Source organism: Actinomyces sp. 432, from assembly GCF_009930875.1.
Classification (GTDB): Bacteria; Actinomycetota; Actinomycetes; order Actinomycetales; family Actinomycetaceae; genus Actinomyces.
Map to the genome: position 1 here is coordinate 1,465,000 of NZ_CP025249.1, position 14,204 is coordinate 1,479,203.

At 64.4% G+C, this 14,204-nt stretch carries 11 protein-coding genes; 2 read left to right on the top strand and 9 right to left on the bottom strand.

Annotated features, from left to right (window positions below):
- Window positions 1-91 precede the first annotated feature (91 nt).
- Window positions 92-1,726, top strand: a complete 1,635-nt coding sequence (locus CWT12_RS05980) for a DUF349 domain-containing protein (protein ID WP_161924083.1) — start codon at window positions 92-94, stop codon at window positions 1,724-1,726.
- Between the two features lie 109 nt (window positions 1,727-1,835).
- On the opposite strand, the gene CWT12_RS05985 is transcribed toward CWT12_RS05980, so the two are convergent.
- The 8 genes from CWT12_RS05985 to CWT12_RS06020 form a co-directional block, all read right to left on the bottom strand.
- Window positions 1,836-2,693: a TrmH family RNA methyltransferase gene (locus CWT12_RS05985; RefSeq protein WP_161924084.1), complete on the bottom strand. Its 858-nt coding sequence runs from the start codon at window positions 2,691-2,693 to the stop codon at window positions 1,836-1,838.
- A 601-nt stretch (window positions 2,694-3,294) separates the two neighbouring features.
- Entirely contained in the window at window positions 3,295-4,341 is a 1,047-nt protein-coding gene (locus tag CWT12_RS14330) for a hypothetical protein (RefSeq protein WP_272927769.1), read from the bottom strand.
- A gap of 6 nt (window positions 4,342-4,347) precedes the next feature.
- Window positions 4,348-5,055: a hypothetical protein gene (locus tag CWT12_RS05995; protein WP_161924085.1), complete on the bottom strand. Its 708-nt coding sequence runs from the start codon at window positions 5,053-5,055 to the stop codon at window positions 4,348-4,350.
- A 40-nt stretch (window positions 5,056-5,095) separates the two neighbouring features.
- Window positions 5,096-5,710 carry a hypothetical protein gene (locus CWT12_RS06000; RefSeq protein ID WP_161924086.1) on the bottom strand — a complete coding sequence of 205 codons (615 nt, stop codon included), beginning with the start codon at window positions 5,708-5,710 and terminating at the stop codon, window positions 5,096-5,098.
- A gap of 184 nt (window positions 5,711-5,894) precedes the next feature.
- Window positions 5,895-6,803, bottom strand: coding sequence for a hypothetical protein (locus tag CWT12_RS13890; protein ID WP_237564337.1), 909 nt, complete (start codon window positions 6,801-6,803; stop codon window positions 5,895-5,897).
- A 153-nt stretch (window positions 6,804-6,956) separates the two neighbouring features.
- Window positions 6,957-7,652 (bottom strand): hypothetical protein, encoded by a 696-nt coding sequence (locus CWT12_RS06010; protein ID WP_161924087.1) that lies wholly within the window; start codon window positions 7,650-7,652, stop codon window positions 6,957-6,959.
- Window positions 7,653-7,693: 41 nt separating this feature from the next.
- Window positions 7,694-8,308, bottom strand: coding sequence for a hypothetical protein (locus CWT12_RS06015; protein ID WP_161924088.1), 615 nt, complete (start codon window positions 8,306-8,308; stop codon window positions 7,694-7,696).
- Window positions 8,309-8,396: 88 nt separating this feature from the next.
- Entirely contained in the window at window positions 8,397-10,505 is a 2,109-nt protein-coding gene (locus CWT12_RS06020) for a DUF6571 family protein (protein WP_161924089.1), read from the bottom strand.
- 730 nt (window positions 10,506-11,235) lie between these two features.
- On the opposite strand from CWT12_RS06020, the gene CWT12_RS06025 reads away from it, so the two are divergent.
- The gene (locus CWT12_RS06025) at window positions 11,236-11,841 is read left to right on the top strand and encodes a hypothetical protein (protein WP_161924090.1); all 606 of its coding nucleotides are present in this window, start codon (window positions 11,236-11,238) and stop codon (window positions 11,839-11,841) included.
- Here the strand turns inward: CWT12_RS06025 and CWT12_RS06030 are convergent.
- On the bottom strand, window positions 11,814-14,180 hold the full coding sequence (locus CWT12_RS06030; RefSeq protein ID WP_161924091.1) for a RelA/SpoT family protein: 2,367 nt from the start codon (window positions 14,178-14,180) through the stop codon (window positions 11,814-11,816). The genes CWT12_RS06025 and CWT12_RS06030 overlap by 28 nt on opposite strands.
- Between the last annotated feature and the right edge of the window lie 24 nt (window positions 14,181-14,204).

Sequence of the window (14,204 nt, forward strand, 5' to 3'; positions counted from 1 at the left end):
GCGGCGTGTCGTCGTCCGGCCGTGTGCCGGACGTGAACGGAACGGAGCGGAACCTCCCGCCCCAACCCCGTCAGATCCGTGAAGGAGCGCAATGACCGAGCAGACACAGCCCCAGGCCGAGTCCACCACACCCGAGGTGGAACCCTTGGCCGCCGCCGGGCAGGCTGCTACCCCAAGTATGCCTGCGGCACCCGCTGCCGACGAGCAGGCCACCACCGCCGACGTCCCCCAGCCCGTACAGTCGTCCGCCGCGCCGGAGCCTGCCGAGCCGTCATCGCAGGACACTGCCGCGACTGAGCCTCAGGAAGAGACGGCGCCGCAGCAGACGCAGCCCGATACGTCCTCTTCGCAAGCGGACTCGCCTGCGTCGGCCGACGCCGCACCGACGGCTGAGCCACAGCCTGCAGCCGATGACAAGCCTGCAGACAGCCAGCAGGCCAACGAGCAGCCCGCACCGACCGAGCCGGAGATCGACCCGGAGGCCGCCATGGACGCTGCCAAGTGGGGCCGGGTGGACGGCGAGGGCCGCGTCTACGTGCAGGACGGCGGCACCGAGCGTGAAGTCGGCCAGTTCCCCGGCGTCCCGATCGCCGAGGCCATGGCCTACTACGTGCGCCGCTACCTGGACCTGAGCTCCAACGTGGACCTGTTCGCGGCCCGGCTGCCGCACCTGTCGGTACGGGAGATCGACTCCACCATCAAGAATCTGGAGGAGTCCCTCAAAGAGCCCACCGCCGTCGGCGACCTGGAGGCTCTGCGCGCCCGGTTCGCGGCCCTGAAGTCGGTGGCCGTGGAACGTCGCCAGGCGGTCGCCGCGGAACGCGCAGCCGCCAAGGAGCAGGCACTGAAGGACCGCACCGCAATCGTGGAACGTGCCGAGGCCGTCGCCGCCCAGGACCCGGCCCGCACCCAGTGGAAGTCCTCCGGTGCGCAGCTGCGCACCCTGCTGGAGCAGTGGAAGGAGGCGCAGCGCCGGGGCCCGCGCCTGGACCGCTCGTCAGAGGACGCCCTGTGGAAGCGGTTCAGCCACGCCCGCACCACCTTCGACCGCCACCGCCGCCAGTACTTCAGCGAACTGGACGCCAAGCAGGCCAAGGTGAAGGCCGCCAAGGAGGCGCTGATCAAGCGCGCAGAGGAGCTGTCCAACTCCACGGACTGGGCCGGAACGTCGGCCCGCTACCGCGAGCTCATGAACGAGTGGAAGAAGGCCGGCCGCGCCTCCCGCAAGGAGGACGACGCCCTGTGGGAGCGTTTCCACGCCGCCCAGCAGGTCTTCTACGACGCCCGCCGGGCCAAGGACGAGGCTACCGACGCCGAGTACGCCGACAACCTGAAGGTCAAGGAGGAGCTGGCCGCCAAGGCTGAGGCGCTGCTCCCGATCAAGGACCCCAAGGCCGCCCGCAAGGCGCTGCGGCCCATCCAGGAGGCATGGGACGAGGCGGGCCGCGTGCCCCGCAACGCGGTGCGTCGGCTGGAGTCGCGCATGCGCGCCGTCGAGGATGCTCTGCGCCGGGCGGAGCAGGCCGAGTGGCGCCGCACGGATCCGGAGACTCAGGCTCGTGCCCAGGGGCTGGCCAGCCAGCTGGAGGACTCCATTGCTGGGCTCGAGGCCGATCTGGCCGCAGCCAGGCAGTCCGGTGATGCCAAGGCGCAGGCGCAGGCCGAGGCGGCACTGACTGCACGGCGGGCCTGGCTCGACCAGGTACGCCGCACAACCCGCGCCTGATCCGCCCGGCACCTCCGGCCACAACGACGGCGGGCCTCCTCCCGGTGAGGATGGGGCCCGCCGTCGTGCTATGCGGCGCGCATCGCGGGGGGCTGCGGTTCGGTGCTGGCTACTGGGCAGTCGGCGCCAGGTTGCGCCAGGCGCGGCGGTGTAGCAGCACGCCTGCGGCGACCGATACGTTCAGCGACTCCACCGCCGGGTTCATCGGGATGCTCACCGCCGCCTGCGCCAGTGCCCGGGCCTGCGGCGTCAGCCCGGTAGTCTCGGCCCCCAGGATCAGGGCGAGCCTGCCCTCCCAGGCCGAGAGCCGGTCTAGCGAGCCCGTCGCCCCGGCGTCCACTGCGGCCACATGCCCGCCGGCGCGGGTGAAGTCGGCGATCAGTGCCTGCACCTGCGGCCAGTCCATCAGCGCCACCGGCACCGAGAAGACGTAGCCCCGGCTGGCGCGGATCAGGCGCCGGTCCGCGATGGAGGCCAGCCCGGAACCCACCAGCACGATCCCGGCGGCGCCAAAGGCGTAGGCACTGCGGGCGATCGCCCCGATATTGCCAACGATCCGCACGCCGTCAAGAATCAGCAGGTCGCCGTCGGCCTCAAGCAGCTGCTCGGGCTCCACCGGTGCAGGCACGCGGGCCACGCCGAATATCTCCGGGCGCTTGTCGGACCGGAATAGCTCAGTCGCCAGGCCGGCGGCCATGACGGTGACAGGAACCCGCCTACGGCCGCACTCGGCCACAAGCTCCCGGGGCGGGCGCACTGAGTCCAGGACATACACCTCGGAGAACCTCAGCCCTGCCCGCATAGCATTTAGTAGCGGCTCCAGGTCCTCCACCAGCACGGATTTACTGGGACGCCCCGCAACCTTCGCCAGGTCAGCAATCCGCTGCGCGGCCGGCGCCGACCTGTCGGTGAGGGCCCTTTCTCCGGGGTTGTCCCCGTAACCGTCCTCGGCGGTCTTCCCGGCCATCTCAAGTCCTCTCCTTGCGGGTCACTCGGTGCGCGGCGAGTCTAGCCGGTCAGAGCTGCGTGATCGTGATTGCGCCGGATCCTCCTCCCGGACCGTCCAGACCATGAATTGACCCCGGGTCATCATCGGCGCCACGGTTGAGTTGCGCGTTCACCTCCCCTACTGGCTCTTCCGGTTTGAGGGTGGTGGTTGTGCCCGAGTGAGGTGTCTGGTGCGTCGGCTGGGCGTTAACAACGCTACTTAACGTGCTGCTGTATGCCTGCGGGCCCTTCAGCAGGCCGTTAACGGGCGTTGTTAACCCCGAAGTGGCGTAGCAGACGGTACCGCTGCCGGGTATCGGGACGCGGTCCCCAAGTCCGCCGCGGCGAACCGCAGGCTCACCCGCACCATCAATTAGCCCGCACCCCGCCGAGATCACAGCCAAACACGCGGATACGACAGCCCCGCTACCTCGAACCTGCGGCCTGGCATACCGCCAAGAGCAACCTAACCTGGCTGACTAATCCCGGCTGATCGCAATGACACCGTCTTTGCCTACATCACCGTCCCCTCGACCTGGGGCGCCGGCACCGGCCCATCCCACACGAGCCTCCCTGTGATGTCATGGTTGTTTGGTTGGTCTTGTGTTGAGGGTTTGGATTTCGGCTACGGGGATGGTGGTGGTTGTGGTGGTGGTGGTGAGGGGGTTGAGGGTGCCGGCTTGTCCGGTGGTTGAGGTCCAGCTGGCGGTGTAGGAGATGCTGGCGTCCAGTGGGGTGACGGAGTCTTGCAGGTGGGCGGAGCTGCGGGTGAACATGATCATGCAGTTGGTGCCCAGGTGGTCGTTGCTCTGGGTCCAGGGGATACCGAATCCGGTGCAGTCGACCTCGCTGTCGGGGGCTGATAGGTCGAGCCTGGTGGAGGCGGCGGTCACGGTCACGCTGGTGGAGCCGGCGGTGGCCTGGATCTGCACTCGGCTGGGGGTGTTGTTGGTGGTCCAGATCCAGGTGGCGAAGCCGACCACGGTTGCCTGCCTGCTGCCGACCTTGGGGTTGTAGTCGATGGTGGGGGCGGGGATGCTGGCGCCTTCCCAGACGGTGGTGGCCAGGGTGGCGGGGTCGATGTGCGGGGCCGGCGGGGAGTCATCGGTGGCGACCCAGATGACTGTGGGATTGTTGCTATTGAACTCGTGCTGTGCCTTCACGAAGCTCTGGGAGTCGGGAAACACCGAGGGATCACAGTAGGAGCGCCACCACTTGCCGCTGGTGTCCTCGGCGTGGTCCTCCCAGTCAGAGTACAAAGGCTTCAACCCCGGGGCGTCTTCGGGGGCGTTGCGGAAGCTCTCGGGCTCCTGGCGGTAGATCGCTGCGATCTCGGGGCCGGTGTAGGTCGGCTTGTACCCGCATGAGGGCGGGACCTGCACAACCTGGGCGGAGGAAGTCACTGCCTGGCTGGCGGGTGTGCTACCGGGGGAGGTGTAGGTCACGGTCACCGAAGCCTCAATCGACCCACCACCATCACCAGACGACGACACACCAGCAGACGGCGAGCCGGCCCGAGAGCCCTGGTTTATAGCCACCTGCTGCGCGTATGAGTTGCCGTTGATTAGGAGGGCTGACGCCAGGGCGAGGACGGCGGCGAGCAGGGCATGGATCGTCCGGGAACGCATCGACCATCACTCCGCAGTGCACTTGTCGTTGGAGACTGTGGTTTCGGCGGTGGTGAGCCAGTTTCCGTCCGGGCCTGGGACCATGATCACGTGGTACTCCGCGTAGCCTTGGTAATCGGGCCCGGTGATGTCGTTGCCGTCGGCATCGGTGACAGTGACTTGCGTACGGTCACTGCAGGAGTTGAGTTCTGCGTAGGTGCCGTCTTCGGCGACGGAAACCTCGGTGATTGTCACTCGCAGGGGCGGGTGCAGGCGCAGGCCGTTCAGGGCGCGAGCGTCCTGCTCAATCGTGACCAGCGCGTCGCCTGTTGCGACGGCGGGGAGGTTTTCGATGCCTTGGCCGGTGGACCAGATGCGCCAGGTGACCTGGTCGTAGGCGACATAATCGACCAGTGCCTTGATCTGGGCCTCGGTGAGGTCCTTGGGGATGGAGACCATGTGATAGCCCAGCTCCTGATCAGACAGCGACTCCGCTGTCACCACGCCAGCCGCCTCAGCAGAAGCAGCAGCCGACGCGGACGCCGACGCGGCGGCCGCGGACTCCGACGCCTCCGCAGACGCCGCAGCCCCCGGATCATAGGTAGGAACACTCAGAGGACCGTCATCTGAGGCGGACGAGCACGCCACCAGAGGCGCACAGGCCAGCAACAGTGCCAGCAGGACAGCCGCCGGGCGATGCCGACCGGGACGCGATACACGGGTTGAAGGTTGCATGCTGAATGGTTCTCCTTATGGTTCGGCGCGGCGACAGGAATCAGTCGTCGGTGCTGGTGGCCGCATCCTCGGCCTCAGACGTAGGGGAGGGAACTACCACGCGTGTGCTGGTTGTGGAGGCCAGCTCGGGGATGCTCGCCAGGGCAGGCTCAAGAACGGCGTGGAACCTGTCCACCTGCTCATCCAGGTTCTCTCGGGGACCCCAGTAGGTCAGGCGTGCCAAGAGTGTCTGGTTGTCGCCGTACCGCCAGGCCACATAGATCTCAACACCATCGGGCCACACCCAGCCCTCACCCTCCACACCCTCAAAAGCCACATCCCGGGCGGTATCAGGGTACGAGGCAGGAACCTCGTCAAATATAACCGGCCCATCGCTGGTATAAAGCTTTATACTGATGCCGTAGCGGATCTCAATCAGTCCGAAGGGATCGCGATCAGAGTCCATATCGCAGCGGTAGCTGTAACCGGTCTCCCCGGTTTCCACGTTCGTTGTGGGGCTGGTGCTGTAGCTGTACCAGTAGGTGTTGAAACCTAGGCTCTCCTGGAGGTCCTGGTTGGGGAAGACACCACAGATAGTCTCATCCGCCAGCGGCGTATCCGGCGGCGGTGTGGGCTCACCCGAACCATTAATGAGCCCACACCCTGCCGAAGTCACGACCAAGCATGAGGCCACGACAACAGCCCAAGCACGTCTGCCTGGAATCCGCAATTCGGCACGCCTCCGAATGGCATGACCTGGCTGTCTAGTCTCTCTTGATCGCGGCCTCACCATTCGTGCCTCCCTTCTCCGCCACAGACCAGGACCACCCACCATCGACACCAGCCTCCACACGTCATCCCTACGGCTCCGTACTTGGCCTAGTGTTGATGGCCTGGATCTCCGCCACCGGGATGCTGGTGGTCGCCGACGTGGTGTGGGTGTCCATGGTTCCGGTGGCCCCGTCGCTGGCGGTATAGCTGATCGCATAGGACACCTTCACGTCCACCGGCGTCACAGAGTCCTTGAAGTGCGCGCTGGAGCGGTTGAAGACGATCTTGCAGTCCGTACCCCTAGAGTCATTGTCCTCACTCCACGGGACCCCGAACCCCGTGCACTTGGCAGTCCCGTCCCTGGGCTGCAAAGTCAGCATCGAAGCCGTCGCAGTGATCGTAGCCGTAGTCGCCCCCGCCGTAGCCGACACCTGCACCTCCCTGGGGGTGTCACCGGTGGCCCACACCCAGGTATCCCAACCCACGATGGTGGCCTGCATGTCCCCGTATGTCGGGTTGTAAGCGATTGTGGCTGTGGGGATGGTTGCTGCGTCCCACGCCGCCCGCGCCAACGTCTCACCATCTATCTCGGGCTCCGGGGGCACCTGCCCTGCAGGAACGTACACGGGGCCGTTTGAGCGAAAGTGTCCGGCGAGCTTCAAGTACTCCGCAAAATCGTCACCGTTGTAGTACTCCCAATCGCACCACGGCATATACCAGTAACCCTCACTGTCGTCCGCATACGACTCATAGTCCGGATATTGATCCCTCAGGTACGGCATGACATAACCCCAGTTGCCGTACACGGAATATTCTTTCTCCGCCTGCCTGGAGTCGATCCACTCCGCTACCTCCGCACCCGTCCGGTCCGGCTCATACCAGCACACCGGATGCACCGTAGTAGTCACCGACTGCGACCACGACACCACCCCACCACCAGAACCAGCCGACCCATCCGCCGCAGCCGACGTGGAGGTTGCCGTGACCGTCATCGTCACTGAACCATCAGAAGCCGACGTCACCGAACCAGAACCAGAATCCCAGTTGTGATTCTCATGCGCCCAGGCAAAGGATTCGACGCCCGTCACACCTGCGAACGACAGCAATAGAGCAAGTACAACTACCACTATTCGCTTGACCATACTCATCGGTCACACCGTACACTTATTAGTCGAACGCAAAGACTCTCCTGATTCCTTCCAGACGCCATCCTCGTAAGTCATAGTGACAAGAATTTCGTAACGACCTTGAAGAGTCTCTGGATTGCTGACATCATTGCCGGCCGCATCATAGTCAACTAGATCCGACTGATCGTCACACACCAATACCTGCGCCTGATATTGGTCCACGGCGAACACCCCAATTACGGATGTCTTAACCGTTCCGTCCGTGTGCCCATCACCAGCCGCTTCCAGATTGTTCCTTAGGTTCTGGTAGGTTTCTGTGGTCATTAGGGGTTCGGCGTTTTCTACATCGGAGCGGGTGAACCAGATGTTCCAGGTGACCTGGTCGTAGTGGATGAAGGCCTTGAGCACCTCGGTCTGCAGCTCATCCAGGTCCTCAGGTATGGAGGTCACCACGTAACGGTCAGTCGACAGCGACTCCGCTGTCACCACGCCAGCGGCCTCAGCGGAAGCAGCGGCCGACGCGGACGCCGAGGCGGCGGCCGCGGACTCCGACGCCTCCGCAGACGCCGCAGCCTCCGGATCATAGGTAGGAATACTCAAGGGATTGTCATCGGAATCAGACGAGCACGCCACCAGAGGCGCACAGGCCAGCAACACCGCCAGCAGGCCAACTACTAGCCGGTGCCGACAGGGGCGGGACAGGTGTGTTGATAGTTGCATGCTAGACAGCTCTCCTTTGCAGCGCGGGGTGTAGGGGTTGGTTAGTCGTCTGGGTCGGTGGCTTCGCTCTCGGCTTCGGGCGTGGGCGAGGGAACTACGACGCGTGTGCTGGTTGTGGAGGCCAGTTCGGGGATCTGGGCCAGGGCGGGTGCGAGGGTGGTGTGGAAGTTGCTGGCCTGCTGGTCAAGGTTCTCTGGTGGGCCCCAGTAGTTCAGTCGGGCCAGGAGCACCTGGGTGTCGTTGTATCGCCAGGCCACGTAGATCTCTACGCTGTCGGTCCATGCCCAGCCCTCGCCCTCCAGACCCTCGAAAGTCACCTCCTGGGCGGTGTCGGGGAACTCGACAGGAATATCATCGAACTCCACCAGCTCGTAACCGGTATCAAGAGGTGTGCTGATGCCGTAGTCGATGTTGAGCAACCCGAAGGGGTCACTGTCGGACTCCATGTTGCAGCTGTAGTGGTAACCTGACTCGCCGGTTTCCACATTCGACGTGGAGCCGGTGCTGTAGCTGTACCAGTAGGTGTCGAATCCGAGGGTGTTCTGGAGGTCCTGGTTGGGGAAGACACCACAGATCGTCGCATCCGCCAGCGGCGTATCCGGCGGCGGTGTGGGCTCATCCGAACCATCAATCAGCCCACACCCTGCCGAAGTCACGACCAAGCATGAGGCCACGACGACCGCCCAAGCACGTCTGCCTCCAAGCCCCAACCAGGCACACCTACGAACGGCATGGCCGGGCTGCCTAGTCCCTCTGGATCTGGATAACACCGTCTTTACCTCCCTCTCCGTCATTGCCTTGGACCAGGCGCTGCCCTGCGCCGATACCGTCATCAATGGCTCCATCGGTACCGGTGAGTACGCTGTCGGGGTCGTGTTCGGAATCGATGGCGTTAGCCCAGCTATGGACCTGGGCGTCTTGTTCGCTGGTTGGTGGGTTGTCGAGGTTGAAGGTGGTGGTGCCGTCGGGGTTGGTGGTGTACCACGAGTAAGGCTTACCGCTGCCCGAATGCTGGAGATACTCTGAGTCGAAGGCCTCCGGGTCGGTGATCAGCCCTTGGTTGACGGCCTCGGCGTATGCCTGTGACTCCAGCGAGGAGGGGGTGCCGGTATCGGGGACGTCAACATCGGGGAGGTCGTCGGGGGTGAGCTGGTCGACCATTATCGGCTTGGTCACGGTCTTGCCCACATCCCAGGCTAGTTTCACACCTTTGCCGGTTACGCCGGCACCAACCACGGTAGTCAGCACGCTCACCATGGTGCCCATCGCGTCCTCGGCAGCCTTCTTCTCGGCCGCAGAGGCCTCCTCAAGATCAACCAGGCGCTCACTTCCGATCGCATCCAGATACCCATACACACACCCGATCTCCTCGTACTTGTCCTCAAGCTGTTCCGAGTCGGTGATGTTGGGGTACTCGGCCATGGCGGCACTGGTGAAGGCGGAGGTGATAGTGGCGGCGGCGTTCTCGTTATCAATGAGCCGGTAGACCAGCGTGCTGTACAAACTGGCGTCATCCATCTCACCAGCCAGGCTTAATTGTTCGGGGGACGCACCAATGGCGACTTTGACGCCCTGATCGGCGGTGTTGGCCACCACCACGGACAGGTTCTCCTTCATAGTCTCGGTGTAGTTCGCGAAGGGCACCTGGTCGACGGCGAACTCCATGGACCTGGCCACGGCCCAGGTGGCCGCGGCGGCGGTGTCCGCATCCCCGCTGCCACGCATGGCCGAGTTACCCGCCATGGCGGCGGTAAAACCGTCCAGGCCGACCTCACTGTCCCACTCCCGCCCCGTCAACAACTCCCACCGCTTCTCGGACTGCTCCCCAGGCACCCACTGCCCGCCACTCATCTGCCCATCCGGGTTGAGGTACTTGAAGGCAGCCTCAGGATTGTTACCCATGGCCATCGTCACCCCATACAAGGGATCCATCGAGTAGCCCTGCAGCGCGGTGCCCTCGTTGTATATGAAGCCGTAGACGGGGTGGTTCCAGCCGTGCAGGGAGTTGGGGGTGGTGCTGGCGGCTGATCCATCGAAGGGCAGGTCCTCCAAGCGGTCGGCCAGATCAACCAACGTGGCTGTGTCATACACCGCCCCATCCACGGCCATCAGGGCGTTCAGTGCCGACATCCGCCCCCGGTGCCCCTTGACCGTCACCGCCTGATACATCGCATCCGACCAGGAGTCATGACCCGCGGGCGCCTTGCCGGACTGGGTTGCCGAGGCCAGCACCCGCCCCAACACATTGACAGCCCGATCAACAGCCTCTTGATCGATGGAGATCTGGTCGCCACTAGCAGTCGTGTAATGCCACTGCAGCTGCAGCAGCTCATCCAGGTACCCGTCCACACCACCCAGGGTCTGAACCACCGCATACCCGTAGGCGGGCACGTCCTGGTTGTTCTCCATGTCATTGAGGATCTCCTCGACGGTGCGCCCGTCCTCGGAAACGCCATCGGCGCTCTTACGTGCCTGCTGCAGCGCCTCTGCGTCCTTCGCGCCGTTGGCTACCGCGTTACCGTTGTAGGCCTTGACGTTACCTGGGGTGTCCTCCACCCCGTCGGGCAAGTAGTAGGAGATCATGTCACCGTCCATCGGCGTGATCCCGTTGGAGTTCATCTCCACGGCCTGATCCAGCCGCACCTGCAGCTCCTCTGCCGTCCGTGACAGGTCACTGATACGCGTCCGGGGAACCGACCACCACTCGACCTTGTCACGGATCTCGGCAGGATCGCCGTACTGGTAGTTACTCCTGCTAATGGAGTCCAACTCATCGTTATTCGAGGAAACGAAACTCTTCAGAGCGTCAATGAATGCCCGTAGGTCTTCCTCATGCAAATAGACATAAGCCATGTGTTACTCCTGAAAGACTTGACTAGCGACCCTCGTTGAACACCTGAGCACAAAGACAATACGCCCCGCATGCTGTGGTAAGGTCACGCACGAGCGCATCAACCGGCAGACAGCGGCCAGCAGTACGCTCAAGCATCCAGAGCGCCCTCCAGGTCGTACCAATCATTATAGATTGCAGTCACAATCTCACTGACCAGGTCCTAATATTCATCAGCCTTAGGAGACTTCCACGCATCGGACAAGTCCTGCGACAAGGTCTCAGCCTTACTACTACCATCCTCCAGGCCGAGATCCGCACTAGAATCCTGCACCATCCCAAGGAGCTCAGCCACAGCCTCCTCCTTACTCCTCATCAGTCACAACAAAACCAGCCTTTCCAGATGTTGAGCGGACAGTACGCACCTCAACATGCGCCTGCTGGCCGAAGCTAGCGGGTCACCGCTATTGAAACGAGCGGACGAGGACACGAGCTAGCAGGGCCCCTTCCCCGGGCTGGCGCCCGGACATCTGACTATGCACCGCCGCACCAACTCCGGACGGCCATGCGTAACACGTCGAACACCGCCAAGTTACCATACCGCCATATATATCGGTACTGGCAGCGGGCTCGACTGACCTCTCCCCGGACGCGTGCCCCTCAGGGCTGCCTGTGCCACCGACCGCGTCAGAGTTTTCCACAGGCCCGGGAAGAGTGCTTCCGCCCAGGTTCCGTAACGGGAAGGATTGGCCCATGACCGCTTCTAGCACTCAGGGCACACCGCCGGGCTCCATGACGCGCACAGTACCCGCACGAGTAGTGCTGGCGCACCTGCTACACGAACCGGTGCAGCCCGCGCTGGGCCCGCTAACCCGCCAGGAGCTCCACCTACTGCACTACCCCGATATCGACGAGCAGGTCCTCACGGAGGTGGCAGGCCAAATGGTGCCCGCAGACATGATTCGCACCCCGTTCCAGCGTGCCCGCGCTCTGAAACCGATTGTGTCCGCAGGCAGGACGGTAGCCGGCCGCACCGCGCTATGGGTACACACGGGAGGCTGCCCGCCAAGCCGCGTTGAGCTGGCGACGGGCACCGGCCCCGGCACCGTCGTGAAGCTCGCCGGATTGAACTGCCTACCCCTGACGAGAGTCGTCGTAGACCTGGCGCGCACCGCCCCGCCCGGGATCGCCGTATCCGCCGTACTGCGCGCGCGCCGGGCCGGAGTCACTCGCGCCGAGTTGGAACCCGACCTGCTGGCGTGCCGGGGCGGCCGCATGCGAGGCCTGCGCCGGGCCCGCCGACTGATCGACGACTTGTACGCGCCGAGGTCTCAGGCGCCTACGTGCGCGTCCTCATGATCCTGCTGGCGGCGGGTGGCCGAGGAGGTCAGCCGCCGTGCCTCGAAGACGCCGTCGATGCGGCGCAGGGAGGCGAGCGTGTGGTCCAGGTGGCTGGCCTCTGCTAGTTCGACCACGAACCTGCCTACCACGACCCGGTCGCGGGAGGTACCAACGTTCGCGCTGATCAAGTTGACGTGGTTGTCAGCCAGGACGCGTGTGATGTCCGCCAGCAGACCCCCGCGATCGAGGGCCTCCACCTCCAGCTGCACCAGGTAGGCGCTCTGCGCGTGGTCGGCCCACCGGACTTTCAATATGCGTTCCGGCTGCTGCCTGAGCTGTTCGACGTTCTGGCAGTCGGCGCGGTGCACGGACAGACCCGAACCGCGGGTTACGAAGCCAACGATCTCATCCCCGGGCATGGGGGTGCAGCACCGGGCAAGCTTGACATACACGTCGCCCTCGTCCATGCCCTCGACGACGACGCCCGGGTCCCCGACACCGCGGGTGCGCTGCTGGGTCAAGGCGGCACGGGTGGGTAGAACGCCTTCCGCAAGAGTCTCCTCCGCGCCGGCCTCGCCACCCATGGACGCAACCAGCGTATCCACGACGTGCTGGGCGGAGACGTGCCCCTCCCCCACCGCGGCGTACAGCCCATCGATGTCCTGCTTGTTCAGCGTCTCGGCCACGTTGAGCAGAGAGTCATGGCTCATCAGCCGCTGGATCGGAAGGTCCTTCTTGCGCATCGCCCGGGCAATGGCACTCTTGCCGGCCTCAATGGCCTCCTCGCGGCGCTCCTTGGAGAACCAGGCCTTGATCTTGTTGCGGGCGCGCGTGGAGCCGACGAAGTTCAGCCAGTCGCGGCTGGGCCCGGCGCCCTGCGCCTTGGAGGTGAACACCTCCACCGTGTCACCGTTCTCCAGCTTGGTGTCAAGCGGTACGAGCCGACCGTTTACACGAGCGCCCACCGTGCGGTGACCTACCTCCGTGTGCACGGCATAGGCAAAGTCCACCGGGGTGGACTCGCTCGGCAGCGCCAGCACGTCGCCCTTAGGCGTAAACACGTAGACCTGCCCGCCGGACATCTCGTAGCGCAGGGAGTCCAGGAACTCGGCGGGATCCTGCGTCTCCTTCTGCCAGTCGACCAGCTGCCGCAGCCATCCGAGCTCGCCGGCGTCAGAGTCACCGGGCGCTCCCCCCAGCGGGCTGGGACCGCTGGCGTTCGGGTCCTCCTTGTACTTCCAGTGCGCCGCCACCCCGTACTCGGCCATGCGGTGCATCTCATGCGTGCGGATCTGGATCTCCACCGGCTTACCGCCCGGGCCGATCACCGTGGTGTGCAGGGACTGGTACAGGTTGAACTTGGGGACCGCGATGTAGTCCTTGAAACGCCCGGACATCGGAGTCCAGCGCGAGTGCAGCGCCCCCAGCACCGCGTAGCAGTCCTGGACTGTGTCTACAATGACACGCACTGCCACCAGATCGTAGATGTCATCGAACTCCTTACCCCGCACGATCATCTTCTGGTAGATCGAGTAGTAGTGCTTAGGCCTGCCGGTGACAATGCCCTTGATCTTGTTGACCCGCAGGTCCTCCTCTATCTGCAGGCGCACCTGGCGCAGGTACTTTTCCCGAGCGGGCGCGCGCTCTGCCACCAGGTGCTCGATCTCGTCATACACGCCCGGGTACAGCGCCTTGAAGGAGCGGTCCTCCAACTCCCACTTAATGGTGTTCATCCCCAGTCGGTGCGCCAGCGGTGCATAGATCTCCAGGGTCTCCTTGGCCTTGCGCGCAGCGGTCTCCTCCGGCACATACTTCCAGGTGCGGGCATTGTGCAGCCTGTCACCGAGCTTAATGACCAGCACGCGAATGTCCTTCGACATGGCCACGATCATCTTGCGGACAGTCTCCGCCTGGGCGGCGTCCCCGTACTGGACCTTATCCAGCTTGGTCACGCCATCAACCAGCAGGGCGATATCGTCACCGAAGTCGGCGCGCAGCCGCTCCAACGTGTAATCCGTGTCCTCAACGGTATCGTGCAGGAGGGCGGCGGCCAGAGTCTGCGGCGTCATGCCGAGCTCCGCGAGGATGGTGGCCACCGCAACCGGGTGAGTGATGTAGGGCTCGCCCGACTTGCGCATCTGCCCGGCGTGCGCCTTCTCCGCAACCCGGTAGGCGCGCACGATCAGACTGGTATCGGCCTTGGGGTGGTTCGCGCGCAGGGCGCGCATTAGCGGTTCGATGGCGGGCGGGGTCGAATGCCCCCGTGCACCGAACCACGCCAAGCGGCTGCGCACGCGCGACCCGGGCACAACAGTCTCATCCGCTGCGCCGGTTCCGTTGCGCGTGTCAGTCGTCATACCCGGATCATAGCCGGGTTAGCC

Coding starts and splice junctions, on each gene's coding strand:
- CWT12_RS05980 (WP_161924083.1), top strand. CDS start 92: ATGACCGAGCAGACACAGCCCCAGGCCGAGTCCACCACACCCGAGGTG.
- CWT12_RS05985 (WP_161924084.1), bottom strand. CDS start 2,693: ATGGCCGGGAAGACCGCCGAGGACGGTTACGGGGACAACCCCGGAGAA.
- CWT12_RS14330 (WP_272927769.1), bottom strand. CDS start 4,341: ATGCGTTCCCGGACGATCCATGCCCTGCTCGCCGCCGTCCTCGCCCTG.
- CWT12_RS05995 (WP_161924085.1), bottom strand. CDS start 5,055: ATGCAACCTTCAACCCGTGTATCGCGTCCCGGTCGGCATCGCCCGGCG.
- CWT12_RS06010 (WP_161924087.1), bottom strand. CDS start 7,652: ATGCAACTATCAACACACCTGTCCCGCCCCTGTCGGCACCGGCTAGTA.
- CWT12_RS06020 (WP_161924089.1), bottom strand. CDS start 10,505: ATGGCTTATGTCTATTTGCATGAGGAAGACCTACGGGCATTCATTGAC.
- CWT12_RS06025 (WP_161924090.1), top strand. CDS start 11,236: ATGACCGCTTCTAGCACTCAGGGCACACCGCCGGGCTCCATGACGCGC.
- CWT12_RS06030 (WP_161924091.1), bottom strand. CDS start 14,180: ATGACGACTGACACGCGCAACGGAACCGGCGCAGCGGATGAGACTGTT.